The 17,522-nt window shown below is 41.2% G+C and carries 18 protein-coding genes and 1 pseudogene; 10 read left to right on the top strand and 9 right to left on the bottom strand.

Going from position 1 to position 17,522, the window contains the following annotated elements; all coding sequences use genetic code 11:
• Window positions 1-10 precede the first annotated feature (10 nt).
• The 3 genes from rplP to rpsQ are packed head-to-tail and all read left to right on the top strand — an operon-like array spanning window position 11 to window position 872.
• Window positions 11-424: a 50S ribosomal protein L16 gene (gene rplP / locus DK924_RS16190; RefSeq protein WP_008108352.1), complete on the top strand. Its 414-nt coding sequence runs from the start codon at window positions 11-13 to the stop codon at window positions 422-424.
• Entirely contained in the window at window positions 424-615 is a 192-nt protein-coding gene (rpmC, locus tag DK924_RS16195; RefSeq protein WP_008108355.1) for a 50S ribosomal protein L29, read from the top strand. The genes rplP and rpmC overlap by 1 nt, the downstream gene beginning before the upstream one ends.
• On the top strand, window positions 615-872 hold the full coding sequence (gene rpsQ / locus DK924_RS16200) for a 30S ribosomal protein S17 (RefSeq protein WP_008108356.1): 258 nt from the start codon (window positions 615-617) through the stop codon (window positions 870-872). Before rpmC ends, rpsQ begins: the two co-directional genes overlap by 1 nt.
• Before the next feature lie 266 nt (window positions 873-1,138).
• Here the strand turns inward: rpsQ and DK924_RS16205 are convergent, their stop codons facing one another.
• Window positions 1,139-2,749, bottom strand: coding sequence for an endonuclease (locus tag DK924_RS16205; RefSeq protein WP_109875672.1), 1,611 nt, complete (start codon window positions 2,747-2,749; stop codon window positions 1,139-1,141).
• A gap of 297 nt (window positions 2,750-3,046) precedes the next feature.
• On the opposite strand from DK924_RS16205, the gene DK924_RS16210 reads away from it, so the two are divergent.
• The 4 genes from DK924_RS16210 (at window position 3,047) to DK924_RS16225 (ending at window position 8,074) form a co-directional block, all read left to right on the top strand.
• Complete coding sequence (locus tag DK924_RS16210) at window positions 3,047-4,861, top strand: assimilatory sulfite reductase (NADPH) flavoprotein subunit (RefSeq protein ID WP_109875673.1); 1,815 nt, start codon at window positions 3,047-3,049, stop codon at window positions 4,859-4,861.
• Window positions 4,862-4,928: 67 nt separating this feature from the next.
• The gene (gene cysI, locus DK924_RS16215) at window positions 4,929-6,626 is read left to right on the top strand and encodes an assimilatory sulfite reductase (NADPH) hemoprotein subunit (protein WP_109875674.1); all 1,698 of its coding nucleotides are present in this window, start codon (window positions 4,929-4,931) and stop codon (window positions 6,624-6,626) included.
• Between the two features lie 42 nt (window positions 6,627-6,668).
• Entirely contained in the window at window positions 6,669-7,409 is a 741-nt protein-coding gene (locus DK924_RS16220) for a phosphoadenylyl-sulfate reductase (protein ID WP_054202789.1), read from the top strand.
• Between the two features lie 134 nt (window positions 7,410-7,543).
• Complete coding sequence (locus DK924_RS16225) at window positions 7,544-8,074, top strand: DUF4124 domain-containing protein (RefSeq protein ID WP_109875675.1); 531 nt, start codon at window positions 7,544-7,546, stop codon at window positions 8,072-8,074.
• On the opposite strand, the gene DK924_RS16230 is transcribed toward DK924_RS16225, so the two are convergent.
• The 4 genes from DK924_RS16230 to DK924_RS16245 all read right to left on the bottom strand — a co-directional run bounded on the left by DK924_RS16230 (window position 8,061) and on the right by DK924_RS16245 (window position 12,313).
• The gene (locus tag DK924_RS16230; RefSeq protein WP_041709663.1) at window positions 8,061-8,324 is read right to left on the bottom strand and encodes a hypothetical protein; all 264 of its coding nucleotides are present in this window, start codon (window positions 8,322-8,324) and stop codon (window positions 8,061-8,063) included. The genes DK924_RS16225 and DK924_RS16230 overlap by 14 nt on opposite strands.
• A 135-nt stretch (window positions 8,325-8,459) precedes the next feature.
• The gene (gene acnA, locus DK924_RS16235; RefSeq protein WP_075170855.1) at window positions 8,460-11,204 is read right to left on the bottom strand and encodes an aconitate hydratase AcnA; all 2,745 of its coding nucleotides are present in this window, start codon (window positions 11,202-11,204) and stop codon (window positions 8,460-8,462) included.
• A 200-nt stretch (window positions 11,205-11,404) separates the two neighbouring features.
• The gene (locus tag DK924_RS16240) at window positions 11,405-11,833 is read right to left on the bottom strand and encodes a hypothetical protein (RefSeq protein ID WP_075170854.1); all 429 of its coding nucleotides are present in this window, start codon (window positions 11,831-11,833) and stop codon (window positions 11,405-11,407) included.
• A 96-nt stretch (window positions 11,834-11,929) separates the two neighbouring features.
• Entirely contained in the window at window positions 11,930-12,313 is a 384-nt protein-coding gene (locus DK924_RS16245; RefSeq protein ID WP_008108378.1) for an RNA-binding S4 domain-containing protein, read from the bottom strand.
• Window positions 12,314-12,557: 244 nt separating this feature from the next.
• Here DK924_RS16245 and DK924_RS16250 point away from each other — a divergent pair, with 244 nt between their 5' ends.
• The 3 genes and pseudogenes from DK924_RS16250 to DK924_RS16260 form a co-directional block, all read left to right on the top strand.
• Entirely contained in the window at window positions 12,558-12,839 is a 282-nt protein-coding gene (locus DK924_RS16250; protein ID WP_008108379.1) for a hypothetical protein, read from the top strand.
• A 71-nt stretch (window positions 12,840-12,910) separates the two neighbouring features.
• On the top strand, window positions 12,911-13,240 hold the full coding sequence (locus DK924_RS16255; protein WP_375231858.1) for a hypothetical protein: 330 nt from the start codon (window positions 12,911-12,913) through the stop codon (window positions 13,238-13,240).
• Window positions 13,241-13,425: 185 nt separating this feature from the next.
• A pseudogene (locus DK924_RS16260) lies at window positions 13,426-13,842 on the top strand (hypothetical protein); the annotation flags it as partial.
• Window positions 13,843-13,850: 8 nt separating this feature from the next.
• On the opposite strand, the gene DK924_RS16265 reads toward DK924_RS16260, so the two are convergent.
• The 4 genes from DK924_RS16265 to DK924_RS16280 all read right to left on the bottom strand — a co-directional run bounded on the left by DK924_RS16265 (window position 13,851) and on the right by DK924_RS16280 (window position 17,415).
• Window positions 13,851-14,309 (bottom strand): Crp/Fnr family transcriptional regulator, encoded by a 459-nt coding sequence (locus DK924_RS16265; protein WP_008108381.1) that lies wholly within the window; start codon window positions 14,307-14,309, stop codon window positions 13,851-13,853.
• 31 nt (window positions 14,310-14,340) lie between these two features.
• Window positions 14,341-15,726, bottom strand: a complete 1,386-nt coding sequence (gene ntrC, locus DK924_RS16270; protein ID WP_010391999.1) for a nitrogen regulation protein NR(I) — start codon at window positions 15,724-15,726, stop codon at window positions 14,341-14,343.
• 15 nt (window positions 15,727-15,741) lie between these two features.
• Window positions 15,742-16,812, bottom strand: coding sequence for a nitrogen regulation protein NR(II) (gene glnL, locus DK924_RS16275; RefSeq protein WP_008108383.1), 1,071 nt, complete (start codon window positions 16,810-16,812; stop codon window positions 15,742-15,744).
• Between the two features lie 81 nt (window positions 16,813-16,893).
• Window positions 16,894-17,415, bottom strand: coding sequence for a DUF4124 domain-containing protein (locus DK924_RS16280; RefSeq protein WP_054202783.1), 522 nt, complete (start codon window positions 17,413-17,415; stop codon window positions 16,894-16,896).
• Between the last annotated feature and the right edge of the window lie 107 nt (window positions 17,416-17,522).

The raw sequence follows: 17,522 nt of genomic DNA on the forward strand, positions 1-17,522 counted from the left end.
GTAGCGAGTAATGTTACAGCCAAAACGTACAAAATTCCGTAAAATGCATAAAGGCCGCAACCGTGGTCTAGCGCAAAACGGTAACAAAGTAAGCTTCGGTACTTTCGGTTTGAAAGCTACTGGTCGTGGCCGCATGACTGCTCGTCAAATCGAAGCAGCTCGTCGTGCTATGACACGTCACGTGAAACGTCAAGGTAAAATCTGGATCCGTGTCTTCCCTGACAAGCCGATCACAGAAAAGCCTCTTGAAGTTCGTATGGGTAAAGGTAAAGGTTCTGTTGAATATTGGGTTGCTGAAATTCAGCCTGGTAAAGTACTTTACGAAATGGAAGGTGTTTCAGAAGAGCTTGCTCGTGAAGCGTTTAACCTTGCTGCTCGTAAGCTGCCATTCAAAACAACTTTCGTAACTCGGACGGTAATGTGATGAAAGCAAACGAACTAAAAGATAAAAGCGTAGAAGAGCTTAATGCTGAACTTCTAGGTCTTCTTCGTGAGCAGTTTAACCTGCGCATGCAAGCAAGCACTGGTCAGCTAGCTCAGACACACACGCTAAGAACAGTACGTCGCGATATCGCGCGTGTAAAAACAATTATTAACCAGAAGGCAGGTCAATAATGAGCGATAAAATTCGTACTCTTCAAGGCCGTGTAATCAGCGACAAGATGGAAAAATCTTTCACTGTTGCTATCGCACGTTACGTGAAGCACCCAATCTATGGGAAATTCATCAAACGTACGACTAAGTTACACGTACATGACGAAAATAACACTGCAAAAGCGGGTGACACTGTCACTATCCGTGAATGCGCTCCAATCTCTAAGAACAAATCTTGGACTTTGGTAGATGTTGTTGAACGTCCAAAACAAGCTTAATTTTTAATTAAGTATGTTTTATAAGAAACCCCAGCTTTTGCTGGGGTTTTTTTTGCGTTTAAAAAAGCGATAAGTTTGAAGCTTTCAGCCTTCAGAAGTAAGTAAATTATAGCGCCGAAGTTTGGGTTGAGTGTTACGAACCTAAGTGCAAAAAATAATATTATAAAATAGGTGTAAGAAAAGCCTTTGCAAATGCAAAGGCTTATGCTTTTCTGCGAAGCCCGAAGCCCGAAGCCCGAAGCCCGAAGCCCGAAGCCCGAAGCCTTTTACCAAATCATCTCTACAAATTCAGGATGATCGATATACGGGTTACGGTTTCCCTGAAATTCAAACGCTGCTTGGTTGCGGTCTAATTCCATTTGGCTAACAGGATCGTTGTTGTGCCACTTTAACAACATGGCCACAACCCAGCTTTCAAATACTTGGGTACTGGTGCCATTAAGCACGTCATTACTAGCTGCTGTGTTATTTTGCCAAGCACCAATTACGTTTTGATAGCGGGTTGCCATGTAAAAATAAGCACGAGCAAAGTCACCTTTAAATTCATCAATAGGTTCAAATACAGTACCGTTGTAATTAATCGTATTACTTGCAGAGCCTAATTTACTGCCGTTGGTTGAGGTAAACGAAGCGCTTGCTACTTCACCGAACGGGAAGTTGCTTCGTTTTGAATTTACATAGCCGTCAGTGGCGTAAATATGATGAACATCAGAGTTCATCGGTTCAACTTTTCCACCAAACCAACTTTTAGGGAACGAATGCTCTCGGTTGTAGCAATCTGCCTCACCACTGTAGGTGCCACATTGATCGCTAACGGCTGTGTATATGTAGCTATCAGAGCCATTGGGCTTCTCGCTGTACATATCTAAAATACTATTATCGTTTTCAAAGTATTTATCACGCGCCGATGCGTCGTAAAAACTCCAAATAGCGGAATACCCCTGAGCATTATGATTATTAATAATGTTATAAAGCTCAGTTTTTAGCGTGTAACCAGACAAGCCTTGAGTTGTCACATAGTAGCCGGTTGGCGTCGGTGTTGGCTCAGTGCTTCCTAATGAGAAAGCGGTAGCCTCGGTTGTTTGAAAACTAGCTCCACTGGCGAGCAATGTGCTTTCATTATTCAAGGCGTAGCTACCACTGCCATATGAACAGCAAATACCATCGCCATAGCTGTCATTAATAGTAAATGTATACTCACCATCGGCTACGCATAATTGTTCGGTATATTGGGTGTTTGCAGCATACCCACTTCCGCTTGCAACGACACCGGTTTGGTTGTGCGCTATTTGCCAGCTGGTTTCTTCGCCGTAGTTATCTGTGGTTAGGCTAAAAGTAAGGCCGTTATCTGCGCAGCTTGGAGAGCCACTGCTGTCATTACTAGGCAAGAAGTTATCAACATAAACTAACTCGCTACCATCAAATCCCGTTGTATCATAAAAGCGTAAGCCGACATCAATGGTTTTATTACTATCGGCTGTGTAGCTGTAAGTAATGGTTTGCCATTGGTTGGTTTGTGCTGGATTTGAATAGCCTTGATAACCATCTATCAACAAACGCGCCTTAAGATGGCCTTCGGTATGATACACATCTACTGAGAACTCATAAGTTTTACCCATTTCAACAGCGACTTGCTGCAAAAAATCAGTATTGCTTTGTGTGCCTGTATTAACGCTAATCGCTGCTGCTTGTGAGCCTGTGCTTACGACTGTGCTGTTGGCAGATACGTTAATACCGCTATCAATCACTGTCCACGCATCTGGGGTGTTGCCACTGTATTGTTCAAAGTTGCCATTAACCACATTAGCCATCGCGGGTAATGAGGATAATAACAAGGTGCTCAAAAGTAATTTGTTTTTATATATACCGTGTAACATAGGTGTTCCTATTTATATTTTTGCGTAATATACCTTAGAACATTAAAGTTACAAAATTGTTAAATTAAAATTTCATAAAAGACAATAAAACCCTTTTAGGTCTATTTCGCAGGTTTTTAGGTAACTTAATAACTAAATGGAATATCAAAGCAGATTCTATTCTTTTTTTATCTATGCTTAGGCGGCTATCCTGCATACTCAATTAACCTCAACAGAACTTTCTGAGTGAGGTGGCACTCATTTTAAACAATGTGAACAAGCATTGTGTTTAACGTTCAGGGTTATGAGGAAAAATTCATGTTGTTAGGTCAACTCAATGCGCTAGCAAGTCCGCTTTCGCAAGAGCAAGTACAAAAGCTACAAGGTTTAGTGGCTGAGCTTAATCCAATTCAGCAAGCGTGGGTTAGCGGCTACTTAGCTGCTAATGCTAATTCTGCAGCGCTAGGCGCACCAGCTTCAGTTACACCCGCAACCTCGGAAGCGGCAGCGTTGACCATTTTATATGGTTCGCAAACAGGTAATGCTAAAGCGGTGGCGACTAAACTTAAAGAGCAAGCTGAGTCTCGCGGCTTAGCAACAAAACTGGTTAGTATGTCAGATTACAAACCGACAGCCCTGAAAAAAGAAAAGTTTTTAACCGTTGTTGTATCGACTTACGGCGAGGGTGAGCCACCAGAAGACGCCGAAACACTGTATGAATTTTTAATTACTAAAAAAGCGCCAAAGCTTGATGGTGTCAAAGTTGCAGTATTAGGTTTAGGTGATTCTAGCTATGAATTTTTCTGCCAAACCGCTAAAGACTTTGAAGAGCGTTTAACTAAATTAGGTGCAGAGGTTATTCATCAACGCGCCGACCTAGACGTTGATTATGATGACGAAGCAGCCACTTGGATTGAGGGCGCATTAAATGCGTTTGAACCAGACTTAAAAGCCCAGCAAGGTGCGACAGGCGGTCAAGTTGTTTCTATGCCATTTGGCGCTCCTGCAGCAGCGGCTAGTCAGTACACAAAGCAAAATCCGTTTGCGGCAGAGCTAAGCTTAGTGCAAAAAATTACCGGTCGTGATTCAACCAAAGATGTACGCCATGTTGAAATTTCACTAGAAGGGTCAGACATTACGTATACACCTGGTGATTCACTCGGTATTTACTTTTTAAATGATGAAGCCCGTGTAGATGAGCTACTAGCGCAAACGCAAATTGATCCAACTAGCCGCGTTAAACTTGGCGATGAAGAACTCAGCGTACGTGATGCCTTAATTGAAAAACTAGAGCTAACACAATCCTACCCTGGGTTTGTTGAAAAGTACGCCACGGCTACAGGCACGCCTGAGCTGCTTAAACTAGTAGAAGATAAAGGCGCAATGCGCGAATACATTGAGCCTCGTCAAATCTTTGATGTGGTTGCACAAAACCCAGCTAAATTAGAAGCGCAAACACTAGTTGATTGCCTGCGTAAATTACAAGCACGTTTATATTCAATTGCCTCTAGCCAAGCTGAGGTTGAAGATGAGGTGCACTTAACTATTGCATTGGTTGAGTTTGAAGCGTTTGGCACAGAGCACTTAGGTGGTTGTTCAGGGTACTTAGCACGCCGCGCAGAAGAAGGCTGTAAAGTAAAAGTATTCAGTGAACATAACGATAACTTCCGCTTACCAGTAAGCGATGACACACCAATTATTATGGTTGGCCCAGGTACTGGTATTGCGCCATTTCGCGCCTTTTTACAAGAGCGTGATGCACGAGAAGCAACAGGTAAAAACTGGCTGTTTTTTGGTAACCCACACTTTACTCAAGACTTCTTGTACCAAGTAGAAATTCAAGGGTATTTAAAGTCAGGTTTACTAAGTAAGGTCGATGTGGCGTTTAGCCGTGACCAAGCAGAAAAAGTTTATGTACAAGACAAGTTACGTAAAAACTCAAAAGAAGTGTTTGATTGGTTAGAAGCGGGAGCTCATTTTTATGTGTGTGGCGATGCTAACCGCATGGCAAAAGATGTGCACAATGCCTTAGTTGATATCATTAGCGAAAACACTGGTAAAAGCTATGAAGACGCAGAGCAGTACTTAAAAGACTTAAGAAGTGCAAATCGCTATCAGAAAGACGTGTACTAAGTGCACATTGCTTACTTTATAAAAAATAACGCTAACAGCCGTCACTGTAACAAATTTAGGATTAAACATGAGCGAACAAGATAAAAACGTAAAGCTTTCTGATAACGAGCGTTTGAAAAGAGAAAGCAACTTTTTACGTGGCACCATAGAGCAAGATTTAAAAGACGAGATCACAGGTGGTTTTACCGCCGATAACTTCCAGTTAATTCGTTTTCACGGCATGTATCAACAAGATGATCGCGATATTCGTCCTGAACGTGCTAAACAAAAGCTAGAGCCACTGCATAATGTGATGCTACGGGCACGTATGCCTGGCGGTATTATTAAGCCAGAGCAATGGCTTGCAATTGATAAATTTGCTGGTGATAAAACCAGTTATGGCAGTATTCGTTTAACTACTCGCCAAACATTTCAGTTTCATGGTGTATTAAAACCTGAAATTAAAGGTATGCATCAATTGCTTAATAGTGTTGGAATTGATTCGATTGCCACCGCTGGTGATGTTAACCGTAATGTATTATGTACTACCAATCCGGTTGAATCTGAGTTACATCAAGAGGCCTACGAGTGGGCGGCAAAAATTTCTGAACACTTATTACCTAAAACGAAGGCATACGCTGAAATTTGGCTCAATGGCGAAAAATCTGAAACTACAGAAGAGCCTATTTTAGGTTCAACGTATTTACCGCGTAAGTTTAAAACTACAGTAACGATTCCACCTAATAATGAGGTGGACGTACATGCTAACGATTTAAACTTTGTGGCGATTGCTGAGGATGGCAAACTCGTTGGTTTTAACGTGCTAGTAGGCGGCGGTTTGGCGATGACCCATGGCGATACAGCAACCTATCCACGTAAAGCGGACGACTTTGGCTTTATTAGCCTAGAAGATACGTTAAAAATTGCTGAGCACGTGGTATCTGTTCAGCGTGATTGGGGCAACCGCTCAAATCGTAAAAATGCAAAAACTAAATACACACTCGATCGTGTTGGCACCGAAGTATTCAAAGCTGAAGTTGAAAAGCGCGCAGGCGTGAACTTTGCACCAAGCCGCCCTTATGAGTTTACTCACCGAGGGGATCGTATTGGTTGGGTAGAAGGCATTGATGGTAAGCACCACTTAACCTTATTTATTCAAAGCGGTCGTATTTTAGACTACCCAGATAAGCCGCTTAAAACAGGGTGTCGCAAAATTGCAGAAATTCATCAAGGTGATTTTCGCATGACGGCAAATCAAAACTTAATTATTGCCGGTGTTCCGGCCGATCAAAAAGCAGTAATTGAAGAAATAGCCCGCAATCATGGTTTGATTGACGATAAGGACACTGAGCAACGCAAAAATTCAATGGCGTGTGTGGCATTGCCAACTTGCCCATTAGCTATGGCCGAAGCTGAGCGTTACTTACCGAGTTTAATTGAAAAAATAGAAGGCTTATTAGCCAAACACGGGGTGCCAAATGACAGCATTATTATGCGTGTAGTTGGTTGTCCGAATGGCTGTGGTCGTGCCATGCTAGCAGAAGCAGGCTTGGTCGGCAAAGGCCCAGGTAAGTACAACGTTTACCTTGGGGGGAATACTGAGGGTACACGTATTCCAAAGCTTTACCTTGAAAATGTTGGCGAAGAGGTTTACTTAGAAGCATTCGATAAACTCATTGGGCAATGGGTTAGTGAACGTGATGATGGCGAATGTTTTGGTGATTTTGTGATCCGCAAAGGTATTGTTGCAGAAGTAAAAGTATCCGTTACCGATTTTTACGCATAATTTAAAAGCAGCGCAAAGCGCTGGTGAGGTTTAAAGTTGACCATGAGTGAATTTAAAAACATATTACAGCTAGATAAGCAAAGCCAACAGGCTATGTTAGCTGATGCGAACGGTTTGCTGGCTGACATGAGCGCAGAGCAGCGCGTTGCATGGGCACTTGAAAATTTGCCTGACACTGCGTTTTTATCATCGAGCTTTGGTATTCAGGCTGCAGTTATGTTGCATTTAATGACTGCACAGCGCCCAGATATACCTGTGGTATTAACCGATACAGGCTACTTATTTCCAGAAACCTATCAGTTTATAGAGCAAATGACTTCGCAGTTATCACTTAACCTAAAAGTGTATAAAGCGCAGCTGAGCCCTGCATGGCAAGAGGCTAAATTTGGAAAATTATGGGAGCTAGGTGAGGCAGGCATTAAGCAATACAACCAGCTCAATAAAGTAGAGCCAATGACACGCGCTTTAAAGGAGCTAAATGCGAGCACTTGGTTTAGTGGCCTACGTCGAGATCAATCTTCAAGCCGTGCTGAAAAGCAAGTACTAGAAATAAGCCGAGGTACGGTAAAAGTGTATCCCATTATTGAATGGAATAATCGCGATGTATATCAGTATCTAACAAAGCATAATTTGCCATACCATCCATTATGGGAGCAAGGTTATGTGTCGATGGGGGATGTGCACACCACGCGTAAACTAGAGCCCGGCATGAGTGAAGAGGAAACCCGTTTTTTTGGCTTGAACCGTGAATGTGGCTTACATATTGATGGTGATGGAATTTAATTACCTTATTATTCAAAGCTATAAAATGAAAAAACGCAGCCTTTGCTGCGTTTTTTATTGTTTAATATTTGCTGAATTGATTCTTTTTTATTATATTGGTTGTGATGATGGATTAAACACACAGCAGGAACGCTATGAAATACTTCACCTATTTAGCAGTGTCAGTGATGATAATTGCTGTTATATTATTGTTTTATATTAAAAAACCCAATGGCCAGCCTTGGCTAAGCACCTCTCATGTTTATAATGAATCAACAGAGATCAAGAATGAAATGATAGCGCTTTCATCTAGCGCGTTAGATAGTATTACCTCAGCAATTACCACAGCGGGTGAAAAAATCACTGGGGCTACCTTTGAGACAGAAACTCCTAAGCCAATTTATAAATGGCAAGACGAGCAAGGACAATGGCATTTCTCAGATGTACCAAACAAGAATGGTAAAAGCGAAGTGGTAAAGCTTAACCCCGCCGATATTAATGTAGTGGTTGCAGAAGATACCGCCATTTTGAGTGGCAGTGCTAAATCAGCAGTAAAGCCTTTTCCTCAGCGAGCACCAGCGATATACAACAGTGAATCAATTAATAAGCTGTTTGAAGATGCTGAAAAAGCTAAAAAGAGAATAGAGCAACGCAGTAAAGAGGTCGAAAGTTTTAGCGGCTTTTAGTTTTGAGGTGTTTTTGCTGTGTCTTCAAATAACGCTTTTCTGCTTCCATTAATAATATAGTTAAGTATATTTTTGTGGGCAACGATAAAAGTACGCCAATTGCAATACAGGCAGCTGCAGTAATAATACCTTTAATGCCGAACTGGTTGGTAAAGTAGCTCGATACAATTAAACCATGGCCTGTCACTATTAAGCACAATCCAAGCAAAATCGATGTTTTAAGTAGTCTTATTATTACAATTGAAGACATAGCGACCTCTGCGCAGCGTGTCTTCTTAGTGTATGTAATCTTTATAAAGCGGCATTGATTTAGCGCAAGCATCCATTAATAATATAAAAAAGCCCAGCTCATTACTGAGCCGGGCTGCATTTTCGTTTTAAGTTGTTAGTCGAGCATATTGCGCAGTACGTACTGTAAAATACCGCCATGTTTGTAGTAATCCCACTCTTTCGGAGTATCAATACGCACATCGGCACTAAAGCTAACTTGTTTACCTTCACTGTTAGTCGCAATCACACTGACTTCGTCGGTTTTATCGTATAACCCTTGAATATCAAATTGCTCTTGCCCAGTTAAGCCTAGTGATTCATGGCTTTCACCTTCTTTAAATTGTAAAGGAAGTACGCCCATACCAATTAAATTAGAGCGGTGAATACGCTCATAGCTTTGTGCTATCACAGCTTTAATACCGAGTAATAATGACCCTTTTGCAGCCCAATCTCGCGAAGAGCCAGTTCCATACTCTTTACCTGCTAGAACCACTAGTGGTGTTCCACTTTCTTGATATGCCATTGCCGCGTCATAAATACTTTCTAGCTTATCATCAGGTTGAGTGCGGGTAACACCGCCCTCGGTACCTGGAGCTAGTAAGTTTTTAAGGCGCACATTAGCGAACGTACCGCGCATCATTACTTCGTGATTACCACGTCGTGATCCATAAGAGTTAAATTGCGCTTTTTCAACCCCATTTTCTTGTAGGTAAAGCCCTGCGGGTGCCTCTGCCTTAATTGCACCTGCTGGTGAAATATGATCGGTAGTCACCGAGTCACCCAGTTTAGCTAAACAACGCGCACCCTCAATAGTTGGAATACCCGGTGGTTCAACACTCATACCGTCAAAGAAGGGGGCTTTTTTAATATAAGTCGAAGCACTGTCCCAATCGTAAAGTTTACCATCAGGTATTTGAATTTTTTGCCAGCGACTGTCGCCATCGTAAACATTGGCGTAGCTTTTTTCGAACATCTCTTTAGTTACCGTACTTTTTACTAGTTCACTTACTTCTTTAACGCTCGGCCAAATATTTTTAAGGTAAATATCGTTACCATGCTTATCTTGCGCGAGTGGCTCGTTGTAAACATCAATATCGGTTCTACCCGCTATGGCATAGGCAACCACTAAAGGAGGCGACGCTAAAAAGTTCATTTTAACATCTTGATGTATGCGCCCTTCAAAGTTACGGTTACCCGATAAAATTGAGCTTACAACTAATTTGTGTTTTTGAATCGCCTCACTAATTTCATCAGCAAGTGGGCCTGAATTACCAATACATGTGGTACAGCCATAACCAACTAAATTAAAGCCAAGCGCATCCAAGTCATCCATCAACCCTGCTTTTTCAAGGTAATCGGTGACCACCTGAGAACCTGGTGCAAGTGAAGTTTTAACCCAAGGTTTTACATTAATACCTAACTGACGTGCTTTTTGAGCTACTAAACCGGCAGCTAAGATAACACTTGGGTTAGATGTGTTTGTACAGCTAGTAATTGCAGCAATAACACAGGCACCATCATTTAACTCAAACTCTTCTCCATTAAAGTTTACTTTTGCTGCGCCCATAAACTGCGCTTCATCAGTTGGTTCATCTGGATTGGTAGTAGGGCCTTCGCTTTCAATACGCGCTTGCTCTTCATCGCTTTTATCACGACGTGCCATACGCTCGTCTTGAAAGTCTTTTAAGTGCTGACCAATAACCTTGCCGGCTTTATCCAAAGTAATTCTATCTTGCGGGCGTTTAGGGCCTGCGAGGCTTGGCACAACATCATCTAAAGTTAGTTCAAGCTTATCGGTATAATGTGCTTCGTCGCCATCGTTACGCCATAAGCCTTGGTGTTTAGCGTAATCTTCAATTAGTTTAAGCTGCTTCTCATCGCGATTAGTTAAGCGTAAGTAATTAATCGTTTCATCATCAATAGGGAAAATACCACAGGTTGCGCCATACTCTGGCGCCATATTAGCGATAGTTGCTCTATCGGCAAGTGGTAAGTCGGCAAGGCCGTCACCATAAAACTCAACAAACTTACCTACCACACCGTGGTTACGCAGCATTTCAGTAACAGTAAGTACTAAATCGGTTGCTGTAGTGCCCTCAGGTAAGCGACCATTTAATTTAACACCCACAACCTGTGGAATAAGCAAGCTAATAGGTTGGCCAAGCATGGCGGCTTCGGCTTCAATGCCGCCTACACCCCAGCCAAGTACGCCTAAACCATTAATCATCGTTGTATGAGAATCTGTACCGACTAGTGTATCTGGATAGGCTAACGATTTGCCGTTTTTTGTATCATTAAATACTACGCGGGCTAAATACTCTAAATTCACTTGGTGAACTATACCGGTTGCAGGTGGTACAACTTTTAAGTTATCAAATGCGGTTTGTCCCCAACGTAAAAATTCGTAACGCTCTTTGTTACGCTCATATTCTAATTTTGAGTTTAAGTCGAATGAACCATCTTTACCGTAACCATCCACTTGCACCGAGTGATCAATTACCAGCTCAGCAGGAGAAAGTGGGTTTATTTTTGCAGGATCACCACCGAGTTTTTCCATTGCATCGCGCATGGCAGCTAAATCAACAATTGCAGGGACACCGGTGAAATCTTGCATTACTACGCGGGCTGGAGTGAAAGCTACCTCGGCAGAGGGCTTCGCTTTTGGATCCCAATCTAATAAGGCCTGAATATCTTGTTCTTTAATATTCACACCATCTTCGTTACGTAGTAAGTTTTCTAGCAATACTTTTAACGAGAAAGGCAGGCGTTTGGCTTTATCGCCAAGTCCCATGAGCGAGTTGATATGATACTGCTCGCCATTGATAGTGAGCTGTTGTTGGGTGTCGAAACTATTTTTCATTATTTGTCCCTTCAATAAATTAGATTAATATTCTTGTAAAAGTGACCTCTGTAGTGATTTGCAAAGTGTGTACCATGATAAAAAATACCATATTGTATAATTTATTTTGGTCGTTATTTAAATAGAGATGAAGGCCAAAAGTTAAAATTCAAGGGATACTCTGAGTAATAATTGGCCACAAAACTAAACTCAAAAAAGTGCTATTTAAAGTAGTCCTGTTGTTTTAAATGGAAACTTAAATACACCAATGCAATCGCAATTATGGTGACTGCAATAGGCATAAAAATAGCGCTAATACCAAACAAGTTGATGCTATTAATAATCATAAAATTATAGTATTGCTGAGCTAAAACCGCTGCCAAAGAGATTATTAATGTTAATCTGGCTAGAGACTTTTTGAATAACAAAAGTACGCATCCTAATGCGCCGCCAAATACCGCAATAGCAAACGCTAAAGTAGCCCATAGAGGTTGGCTGTTATAAGCAAGTTGTTGTTCTTCAGGTAGTTTACTTATCATCTCTGGAGAGAGAAACAGCTGCATGACAAATGCAAGAATACCTAATATGTTCCATAATAAGGCAGTAATAAGTACGGGTTTTATCCAGCGGTTTGAGGTGTTTTCTGACATGTAAGCATCTATTTTTTATTATTGATATTCTATTAAAGAATAAAAAAGCCAGTGATGCAAACTGGCTTTTAATAACACATATAACTTAAGCAAATGTTAGCCAAATGAAATAGGGCGACGACCCGTTTTTTCATCAACTTTAGGCTTTTTAGTGCGTTTGCGTTTATTTTTAGCCGGCTCTGTTGTTGCTACTGGCGCGGCTTTTTCTGCTGTAACTGTTTCATCAATAACTGGACGTTCTGCTGGAGTGGCATCTTCACTTAACGTTAATTGAAACAACTCGCCATCAAATGCAAGTACATCACCGCTGTATAATTTTTTCCGTTTGATTGTACAAATTTCATGGTTAACACCGACATAGCCTTCGCTAATTAGGTTTTTTGCTTGACCACCACCTTCAACAAGATCTAATACCTTTAATAATTTGCACAGCTCTATAGGCTCTTCTTCTAACTCAACTTCTATATATTCTTCGTTCATCATGTTTCTCAGTGGGGGTGGTATTAGCTGTAGTATAAAGGCTCAGTGGCTATTTTGCACCAAAGTGAGCTTGTTAGGTGAGTTGATTATGTGATTTTTTATGAAACTTTTTATCTCTTTTTATAGTCTTTAAAAAAACTGAAGTAATTTAGGGTTAAGCTTCACGCGAAAAAAATTACACATTGGCGCGCTAATTGCCAATATCGGCCGTATAAGAGATTGAATATAAATAATGGAGTAAAACATGGGCATAAGATTAGCGATGAAAAAAGAGCTAATGGGCTTAGAGCATTCAGATCTGTTAACCGCTGATGATGTAAGAGCGCATCTAGCACAACAGGTAAAAGAAGACACTGAACGTGGCTTTTCAGTTATCTCTAAGTTTAACGATACCCATAGCCAGCTAACTAGCGGGCTTAAAACCAAACAAAGTGAGCTAGTATTTGAGCGTCATCGGTTATTTAATGAAGTGCTGTACAAACGTCAGAGTGTCGATGCATGGCTAAATAACCAGACTTCAGGTTAAACAGCCAAATAAATTAAGTTGCGATTTTAAATCACTCCTTTAGACTACACTTGTAATCAACGGGGGTGATAATGAAAAATGGAATTTTAGCGTGTGCACTCATGCTATTGTTGAGTGCATGCCAACAGCCTACAGTGTATATATTTAGTAAAGGTTTATCGGACTCACAGCGCCAGCAGTTAGAGGCAGCACTCAAAACACAATCCCTACCTTACGAATATGTTGAACACGAAATCCCTCGGGAATTTGGCGTAGCTACTTTACTATTATCAAATGATAGAATTTTACGCCAAGAAACAGAGCAGTTAGCTACTATTATGCAGGGGTTAGGGTCTGTTGATCTTTGCGGATTAAAATTTGTTCAAACTAGGGGCGATTTAATCGCGGCGCGAGGTTTGTAACCTAGTGGGCTAAGTCAAAACCGAGGAACAAAGAGTAAATTGCCCCTAGGAAGAACCCGAAGGGCAGCGCCTGTTTGGTATTAATGCGGCGTTATCGCCTATTTATGGGGAATAACCACACTACATAGGCTCTGCCTTGCCTAAATACCAAACAGGCTGCTGTAAATTTAACCTTGAAAGGTTAACAGACCCTAAGTTATCAACCCGAAATTAGCTACACCACACGCGCAAATCACTTTTATGGTGATGGTAATATTGGTTTTTATCTAAAAAATACTAATGCGGATGACGCTTTTACCATGCCTTCTCGGTTGCGAACAACCCAGTGCGAAAAAGGTGAGTTTAATGACCTAGCCGTAACCTTTACTGATCAACATGCTGAGTTCACATTAATCAGCGGCGCAAAAGTCACATTGAAATGGGAATATTTATACGGCTATTTGGTTATTTACTACAGCAATTATTCACAAACCTACACTCATTCACAGCCATTGGTTGAGACACCTTTTGGCGATAAACCATCAGACACATATACCATAACAGCTCATGTAAATAAGCCAGGCTGGCTTAATTGCTCAATGCAGGTTGTTTATATGGATTAAGTTAACTGTTAACCATGCTCTTCTATATGCTCCGAGAGTTTTGCAATGCGCAGGCTCATACCTTCAATAATACGGTCTTTAATTTTTTCACGTATAACATTAGGTAGGCGGGTAAGGGCATCGGCAGTAATAGCCAGTACTATAGCGCTTTCCTTAGCGCGTGCATTAATACTGCGCTCTCGGTTATTAATAAATGCACCTTCACCAATAAATTCACCAGGCTCTATACTGCCCAGTTCCAGTAAGTGATTGTGCTTAAACACCATTAAAGATCCACTGAGCACAATAAACAGTCGCTTGTCATTATCAAATTCTTTAAATAAAAACTGGTTTTTATTTATCAAATAGAGCAAACCAAACGACTCAAGCAGAATTTGGCGCTCATTAAGTGTGAATTCTTTAAAAAAATCTAAGCGATTTATAATCTCCATTTGCTTAAACAAAGGGATGTTCTCAATTAACTTCATTAATAACCTAGGACGCTAGCCTTATAAAATATCAGCTAATATTGCGCTCTTTTAATTTTCGGGTCAACGTATTGCGACCCCAACCAATTTTTACTGCGGCTTCTTGTTTATGGCCAGAACAATTAGCGAGTGCTGTTTTTATTAAGCGGGTTTCTAGCTGGGCTTGAATATCAGGCCAAATATTTTCTTTACCTTGTTTAAACTCTTGATTAAGCCACTGCTGAAATGAATCTAGCCAATCGCCTTCTTGGGTTGCGGCGGCATTATCAATAATTTCAGGAGGTAAATCTTGCTCACCAATCAGCTCTCCAGGCGCCATAACGGTTAACCAGCGGCAGGTGTTTTCAAGTTGACGAACATTCCCTGGCCAATTAAATAAACAAAGTTGTTTAATTGCTTTAGGGCTTAATACTTTACTATCTACTTGCAGGTCTTTTGCACTTTTATGTAAAAAGTGTAGCGCTAAGCGCTCTATATCTTCAGGGCGCTCGCGTAAGGCAGGTAAACGTAGGCGAACCACGTTTAAGCGATGAAATAAATCATCTCTAAACTTACCTTGTTTTACCAGCTCTTCTAAATTTTGATGGGTGGCAGCAATAATGCGTACATCTACTTTTATACTTTGATGGCCGCCAACGCGGTAAAACTCGCCATCGGCTAATACGCGCAATAAGCGGGTTTGTACATCCAGTGGCATATCACCGATTTCATCCAAAAATAAGGTACCGCCATTCGCTTGTTCAAAGCGACCTTTACGCACGCTATCTGCCCCTGTAAAAGCGCCTTTTTCGTGGCCAAACAGTTCAGATTCAACTAATTCTTTAGGGATAGCGGCCATATTAAGGGCAATAAATTGGTTTTCTTTCCGCGGGCTATGGTTATGCAGAGCGCTGGCAACCAGCTCTTTACCAGTACCTGACTCACCATTGATCAGTACGCTCATACTCGATGCTGAGAGTTTACCTATGGCACGAAACACTTCCTGCATAGCAGGGGCCTCACCAATAATATGGGCGCTTTTGGGGGGCGCGCTTTTACGTTTGGTTTTTTTAGTTGAATTAGCTCGATAAGCACTTTCCACCAGTGCAACCGCTTCATTTAAATCAAATGGCTTGGCCAAATACTCAAATGCGCCTTTTTGGAATGCATTAACGGCTGAATCAAGGTCTGAGTGGGCGGTCATAATGATTACAGGTAGCCCTGGCGTTTGCTCTGCTATTAGCTCAAGTAACGCCATACCGTCCATACCAGGCATTCGCACATCGGAAATCAACACGCTAGGTTGACTAAATTTTAGCGCGTTAAGTACGTTTTGTGCATCTGCAAAACTTTCTACTTCAAACCCTGCGCGAGTCAGTGCTTTTTCTAGTACAAAGCGAATTGAGGCATCATCATCTACAAGCCAAGCTGTTTTCATGCAAACTCCAAAGTATTAATCTGTAAACGGCAGATAAATATTAAATTCAGTATGTCCCGGCCAACTATCACATTCGATATAGCCATCATGTTGATCAATCAAGGTTTGCGCTATAGATAATCCAAGTCCCGAGCCACCTTCTTTATTGGTGGTCATAGGGTAAAATAAGGTGTCGCGTAAATTGGCATCAATACCCGGGCCGTTATCCATTACTTGAATAAGGAGTGCCTTTTTAGGGGCTTTGCCAGGACGACGATGCTGGTAATTAATCCGCGTTTTTATTTTTATTTCGCCACCATCTACCAATGCTTGTTGTGCATTACGCACAATATTTAGCACTACCTGTTGAACTTTGCTCTGATCAATATAAACATCAGGAATACTCGGATCGTAGTCTTTAACTAACCTAATATCGCGGTTGTTATCTAAGGTACTGAGTTTTACAACCGACTCTAATGTTTGATGTATATTGCCATACGATTTTTGCGGCAGCTGATTAGGCCCAAGGAGCCTATCAACTAATTCACGTAATCGATCGGCTTGTTCAATTATCAGTTCTGCACATTGATCTCTTTCTTGCTGATCACCTTCATACTGCAATAATTGCGCCGCCCCGCGAATTCCACCCAGTGGGTTTTTAATTTCATGGGCTAAACCGCGAATTAAGTTGCGTGCAGCTTGGTATTGATGCATTTGATTTGAGACTTGATCGTGCTTTATTTCGTCATCAGTTTGTCGACATTCAAATAAAATATAAAAGGTATCGTTATGCTTTATTCGTCGTGTGCTGACCGCTAACTTTGCATGGCGAGAATCGATAAACACCACGTCAGCTCTATGCTGGTGGCAGTCTACACCATCAACCAACGAATACTGTGCAATACGTTTTAAGTCGATAGAGTGGTAATTAAATAAATCATCGAACGCTTGTCCTAGTAAGCGCTTTTCGCCTAAACCAAGTAATTCACTGGCACTGGTGTTGGCGTAAATGAGCGTAAAGCTTTCATCAAGTAACATTAGGGCGGTGGTTTGGTTTTGCCAAATTATATTTAGTAGCTCTGGGCTAAAATGTGTTTTGTTTATCATTGTTGCACCATTTTAGTGCGCCTGGGGAGGTAGGCAAGGTTTTTAGTAAAATATACGCTAATTGTACGTACTTAACTGCAATTACCGACCTATATTAAGGCCTTTGCGGTGCATAAAAAATACACTCTCAGGGCTAGTTGCAATTACTTGGTTTTGTTTATTATAAAGTTTAACTTGTAGTGTATGTTGCCCGCGCTCTACATCTCTTAACGCCAGCGTAGTGGTATCACTAGGTTCTCCAATGGCAACGCCATTTAAAAATAAACCAATGGTAAATCCAGCTTCAAACCGAGGCGCAATCTGAGTTGAAACATACACAGAGCCGGTGTTTTCTCTTATAGTTTGGTTGGACTCTGGCGAAGTAATACTAATTTTAAACTTTACCGCTGTTTTAGTTGGTGAAGTATCAAGTATGTCAGTATTAGTTGCAGGCATGTTTAAGTGTTGGCTAGTGAGTTTAACCTCTTTAGCACCAGGTTGAGGGGTATCTGAAAAAACCAGTACACCGTTTTTGTCTTTCCATGCGTAAATTTTTTTATTATTTGCATGGCTATTAAGGCTTATCATTAAAGCTATTAATAGCAACAAAACCTTACCTATCATCCTGCTAACCTGCATTGTTTAAACTTATTTCACTTTAGTGTAGAACCGTTAAATTTACCATAAAAAAAGCCCGCAGAGCGGGCTTAAAACACACATTATTTATCGGT

The organism is Pseudoalteromonas sp. meg-B1 (genome assembly GCF_003173795.1).
Lineage (GTDB): Bacteria > Pseudomonadota > Gammaproteobacteria > Enterobacterales > Alteromonadaceae > Pseudoalteromonas > Pseudoalteromonas undina.